3 protein-coding genes and 1 pseudogene are annotated in these 4,167 nt (G+C 35.0%); 3 read left to right on the plus strand and 1 reads right to left on the minus strand.

The window, feature by feature from the left end:
• On the minus strand, positions 1-676 hold a 676-nt coding region (locus tag ACIQ0D_RS11915; RefSeq protein WP_395805904.1), incomplete at its 3' end, for an alpha/beta hydrolase family protein.
• Between the two features lie 359 nt (positions 677-1,035).
• Here ACIQ0D_RS11915 and hemA point away from each other — a divergent pair.
• The 3 genes and pseudogenes from hemA to ACIQ0D_RS11930 all read left to right on the plus strand — a co-directional run.
• On the plus strand, positions 1,036-2,262 hold the full coding sequence (hemA, locus tag ACIQ0D_RS11920) for a glutamyl-tRNA reductase (RefSeq protein ID WP_395805906.1): 1,227 nt from the start codon (positions 1,036-1,038) through the stop codon (positions 2,260-2,262).
• 69 nt (positions 2,263-2,331) lie between these two features.
• Positions 2,332-3,942 carry a hydroxymethylbilane synthase gene (hemC, locus tag ACIQ0D_RS11925; protein ID WP_395805908.1) on the plus strand — a complete coding sequence of 537 codons (1,611 nt, stop codon included), beginning with the start codon at positions 2,332-2,334 and terminating at the stop codon, positions 3,940-3,942.
• Between the two features lie 13 nt (positions 3,943-3,955).
• A pseudogene (locus ACIQ0D_RS11930) lies at positions 3,956-4,167 on the plus strand (porphobilinogen synthase); the annotation flags it as partial.

Consider the following 4,167-nt stretch of genomic DNA (forward strand, 5'->3'; position numbering starts at 1 on the left):
CTTCATCGAGAGAAACATTAACATCTTGATCTCCATGTATGATTAGCCAAGGCTTATGAATTTGTTTAGCTGCGAGCAAAATATCGTATGCTTTTACGTTTTTTTCTAAATCGTGTAAAAGGTCGATTTTCAAGGGAGTGTATTGTTTTGTGCGTGTGTTAAAATTAAAAATAACGCCTTTGCTCCGCCACTCTTTTTCATCTTCTTTTTTCCAGAGACTTCTAAAATCAGAGATTGCAGCCCAAGTTATCAGTTTGTTGATACGAGTGTCTTTAGCAGTCTGAATGATAGATGTTCCACCACCTCGACTATGTCCGATAAGGTATAATTTTTCTGATTTAGGAAAGTCTTTGCCACTTTTTGCAAATGAAATTACTTGGTCTAAATCAAAAAATTCTTTGCTAAATGTATTGTCGCCAAAGGCACCAAGATCAGTAAATTCTGTTGGTTTTTCGGGACTTGTACCATTATGTGAAAAGTTGAATTTTAGAAATCTAAATCCTTGTTTTAAAAAGTATTCTGAAACAAGATTATAGGCTCCCCAGTCTTTAAAGCCTTTAAAACCATGCACAAATAATACAATCGGATGATCTTCTTGTCCAGTTTTAAAATTGAGATCCATTAAAATGGGTCTCCCTTCTGCTCCTTCAATAGTGAATGATTGACGGATAATCATATAATTAAACTTTAATATCTATTTGGAGATAAACACCTTTATTCAATCAATCTCCTTTGAAATGAATATTACAATATATGAAAATTAAGCTATTTTCCAAATTTTATTGGATGTTTTGGTCTATATTTCGACCAAATTGATCTATTTCTATTAAATTTCATTTATTAGGATTCTTTACGTTTGATCAAGATTTTTTTTCAAAAAACATCCTGAATTAATATATTTCGAGGGTGTTTTACAGGTTATTGTCATATCTTGTTTATAATCTTTCTAAACGCTTGTGTTTACATAGGTATGACATATTGAAAAACCCTTATTTATTACATTTGTTTCGGTTTTAAAAAATAGGATTACACAACTTGAAGTATTTAAAAGTCATTGCCTTTACGCATAAACAAATTGACCTAAAGGATTTAGGGAAATTTGTTATTTGCAATGAGTCATTGGAAAGTAGTTTAGAAAGTGTTAGACAGAAGTTTGACATTCCTGAAATATTTTACATTGGGACTTGCAACCGCGTAGAGTTTGTTTTTACTTCTGAGCAAAATCTAACACATGAATTTGTAAAGGATTTTATTCAGGCTTTAAACTTGCCCATTTCTGAAGAGCAGGCTCATACCTTTTCTGAGCAAGTTTCAATTTATGAAGATGAGGATGCATTAAATCATCTTCTTAGGATTTCATGTTCACTTGAGAGTTTAGTAGTGGGTGAAAAGGAAATTCTTGCTCAGGTACGTAAGGCTTATGATACTTGCCGTGTTGCAGGCTTTACCGGCGATTACATGCGTCTCATCATGAATCGTGTTGTGAAAACATCCAAAGAAGTTTATACCAATACCGCTATTGCTCGCAAGCCTATTTCAGTGGTTTCTTTAGCTTACAGAAAATTGCGTGAGTTGAAAATGTGTACTAATTCTCGAATTTTGATTATTGGTGCCGGCGAGACAAATAAAAATCTTTCTAAATATCTGCAAAAGCATAAATATTCAAATTTTACAATTTTTAATCGCTCGATTGAAAATGCACGTATTCTTGCTGATGAACTGGGTGGTGTAGCATATGGTTTAGAGGCATTAAAAACCTTTAAAAACGGATTTGATGTTATTATTACTTGTACAAGTGCCACAGAACCTATTATTACCAATGAAATTTATAAGTCGCTTCTTAATGGAGATGAATCCAGAAAAGTCATTGTTGATTTAGCCGTTCCAAATGATACAAGTCCGGAAGTACTTCAAAATAACCCTGTTACCTTCATCGAAGTTCATAGTCTGCAGGAAATAGCCAATAGCAATTTGAAGGAGCGTTATGAGGAACTTATTTTTGCTGAGCGTATAATTGAAGAAAATATTCAAGATTTCAAACCAGTTTTAAAGCAACGCAGGGTTGAGATTGCCATGAAAGAGGTGCCAGAAAAAATCAAAGAAATCAGAAATGCTGCTGTAAACGGTATTTTTGCTCAAGAAATTGAAAATATGGATCAACAATCGCGTGAAGTATTGGAGCGAGTGATGAATTATATGGAAAAAAAATATATCAGCCTTCCAATGATTATGGCAAAGGATATATTGATAAATAACAGTTGATTTCCTGCTTATCCCAATGATTTTGGCTATTTTTGGCCTTCAAAAAACGAGTCAATTCAATTTAATGCCATGTCTGATCATTTAACAGAAGATAAAGAAAAGTCTAAAATAATTATTGGTACCCGAGGGAGTGAGCTCGCATTGTGGCAAGCTAATTACGTTAAGGGTCTTTTGTCAAATATTGGCCTTGATTCGGAGTTAAAAATCATTAAAACTCAAGGCGATAAAATTTTGAACTTAAGTTTCGATAAGCTTGAAGGCAAAGGCTTTTTTACAAAAGAACTTGAAGAGGAGCTTTTAAGTGGGACTATCGATCTTGCTGTGCATTCTCATAAAGATTTACCGACTAATCATCCTGAAGGTTTAATTATTGCTGCAGTTTCTGAACGTGAAGATCCTGCTGAACTTCTTTTAATTCTGAAGGATTGTGTTGATGTTCAGCATAAATTATCTGTCAAATTTGGGGCTATGGTTGGTACATCGTCTAACCGACGAAAGGCACAGCTTTTGGCAGTTCGCCCAGATCTTGAAATTGAAGAGCTTCGTGGGAATGTGATTACAAGAATTCAGAAGTTAAGGGATGAGAAATATGATGCTATCATGCTTGCTAAGGCTGGTGTTTTGCGCTTAGGACTCGATTTAAGTGAGTTTTATGTCGAGGAGTTGGAACCTAACGAACTGATCCCTGCGCCTGCACAAGGTGTTTTGGCTTATCAAATCCGCGAAAGCGATACCGCCCTTTTCGAAAAGCTTCAAGCTATTAATAATAAGGATATTGCAGAACAAATTGGCATAGAAAGGAAAGTGTTGAACCTATTTGAGGGGGGCTGTCAAATGCCTTTAGGATGTTACTGCCGTAAAGATGGTAATACTTTTCAAATTTGGACTTCCAAGGCTGATGATGGAGATGATTTTCCGGATAGGCTTTTCACTGAATCTCAAACATCTGAAGGAATTGCTGAAAAAATTGTTGCAAAATTTGCTCCTAATCGGGAATTTCCCAAAAATATATTTATTACCCGCGAACTTTCTGAATCAAGCTATCTTAAACATTCCATGACAAAACATGGTGTTGAAGTGGAGGGGCGTTCTTTAATTCGGACCTTCCCTTCGATTAATAAATTGGATTCATTTATTTTTAGAAATATAGAATGGGTTTTCTTTAGTAGTAAGAATGCTATTGAGTATTTCTTCAAACTTGAGCCTCAACTTCCTAAAAAAGTCAAATTTGGTGTCTTGGGTAGAGCTTCCGAGGATGCACTACGTCTCCATGGTAAAAAAGCCGATTTTAATGGTGAAGAGGAGGGTATTGATACGAGCGATATCGCTAAAGAATTTGCTAAACTTGCTAATGGGAAAAATGTTCTTTTCCCAAGTGCAAAAGGCTCTTTAAAGACTATTCAAAAGGAATTGTCTGCTGATACTAAAATTGTAGAATTAACTGTTTACGAGACAGTTAGTGTCGAAAATGTTGAAAAATCTAATGCTGAAGTCTTGATTTTCACAAGTCCCTCAAACGTAGATTCTTATTTTGCCGAGAACTTGCTTGACCCTGATCAAAAGGTAATTTGTATTGGAAAAACAACTGGGCAGAAATTTGATGACATGGGTGTAAAATATACTTTGCCATTTTCGCCTGATGAAATAGGCTTGGCAGAGGCAGTATTTGCGCTCGATTAATTTAAAATATAGCATGGATAATATGTTAAATCGCCCTAGGAGACTAAGAACAACACCAGTTTTACGTGAAATGGTTGCAGAAACCAGATTGTCGAAGGATATTTTCATCTATCCTTATTTTGTTGTTCCCGGCAAAAATGTGGTTCATGGTATTGATGCGATGCCAGGAATTAATCATTTTTCAGTTGATACACTTTTGAAGGATGTTGAGAAATCCTTGAAAGT

Source organism: Daejeonella sp. (assembly GCF_044342615.1).
Lineage (GTDB): Bacteria > Bacteroidota > Bacteroidia > Sphingobacteriales > Sphingobacteriaceae > Daejeonella.

Coding starts and splice junctions, on each gene's coding strand:
- hemC (WP_395805908.1), top strand. CDS start 2,332: ATGTCTGATCATTTAACAGAAGATAAAGAAAAGTCTAAAATAATTATT.